General features: G+C 64.4%; 1 protein-coding gene. It reads right to left on the bottom strand.

Annotated features, from left to right (window positions below; genetic code table 11):
- The coding region (gene lipA, locus ACTHQS_RS21025) for a lipoyl synthase (RefSeq protein ID WP_440172739.1) at positions 1 to 997 on the bottom strand (997 nt) is incomplete at both ends.

The following is a 997-nucleotide window of genomic DNA, read 5'->3' as shown; positions in this document are numbered from 1 at the left end:
AGGAGGGTGGCGGCTTCCTGGCGGGTGGTGCCGGAGTCCTGGATGCCTTCTGCGATGTGGGCGAGGTTGGCGGGGATGTCGCGGCCTTTTTTGCGCATGGCGGTGGCCCAGAGGCGGCCGGCGCGGTAGGAGGAGCGGACCAGAGGTCCGGACATGACGCCGAGGAAGCCGATTTCTTCGGCTTCGTGCTGGAGGTCCACGAATTCCTGGGGTTTGACCCAGCGGTCCACGGGCAGGTGCCGTTCGGAGGGGCGCAGGTATTGGGTGATGGTGATCAGGTCGCAGCCGGCCTGGTGGAGGTCGCGGAGGGCTTCGCTGATTTCTTCGCGGGTTTCGCCCATGCCGAGGATGAGGTTGGATTTGGTGACCATCCCGTGGTTCCGGCCTTGGGTGATGACGTCCAGGGAGCGTTCGTAGCGGAACGCGGGGCGGATCCTTTTGAAGATCCGGGGGACGGTTTCGACGTTGTGGGCGAAGACTTCGGGGGCGGAGTCGCAGATCGCTTTGATGTGGTCGGGGTTGCCGGAGAAGTCGGGGATGAGCAGTTCGACGCCGGTGCCGGGGTTCAGTTCGTGGATTTTGCGGACGGTTTCGGCGTAGAGCCAGACGCCTTCGTCTTCGAGGTCGTCGCGGGCGACGCCGGTGACGGTGGCGTAGCGCAGGGCCATTGACTGGACGGAGCGGGCCACCTTGGTGGGTTCGAACATGTCCACGGGGGAGGGTTTGCCGGTGTCGATCTGGCAGAAGTCGCAGCGGCGGGTGCATTCGGAGCCGCCGATCAGGAAGGTGGCTTCCTTGTCTTCCCAGCATTCGAAGATGTTGGGGCAGCCGGCTTCTTCGCAGACGGTGTGCAGGCCTTCTTTTTTGACCAGGTTCTTGAGCCCGACGAATTCCGGGCCCATCTGGACCTTGGCCTTGATCCACTCGGGCTTGCGCTCCACCGGGACCGCAGCGTTGCGCTGCTCGATCCGCAGCATCTTCCGGCCTTCAGGTGCCA

The sequence above is a fragment of the Arthrobacter sp. SAFR-044 genome (assembly GCF_051965175.1).
Lineage (GTDB): Bacteria > Actinomycetota > Actinomycetes > Actinomycetales > Micrococcaceae > Arthrobacter.
The sequence above is the reverse complement of the archived record's forward strand: the minus strand, read 5'-3'. Positions and strand labels throughout refer to the sequence as shown.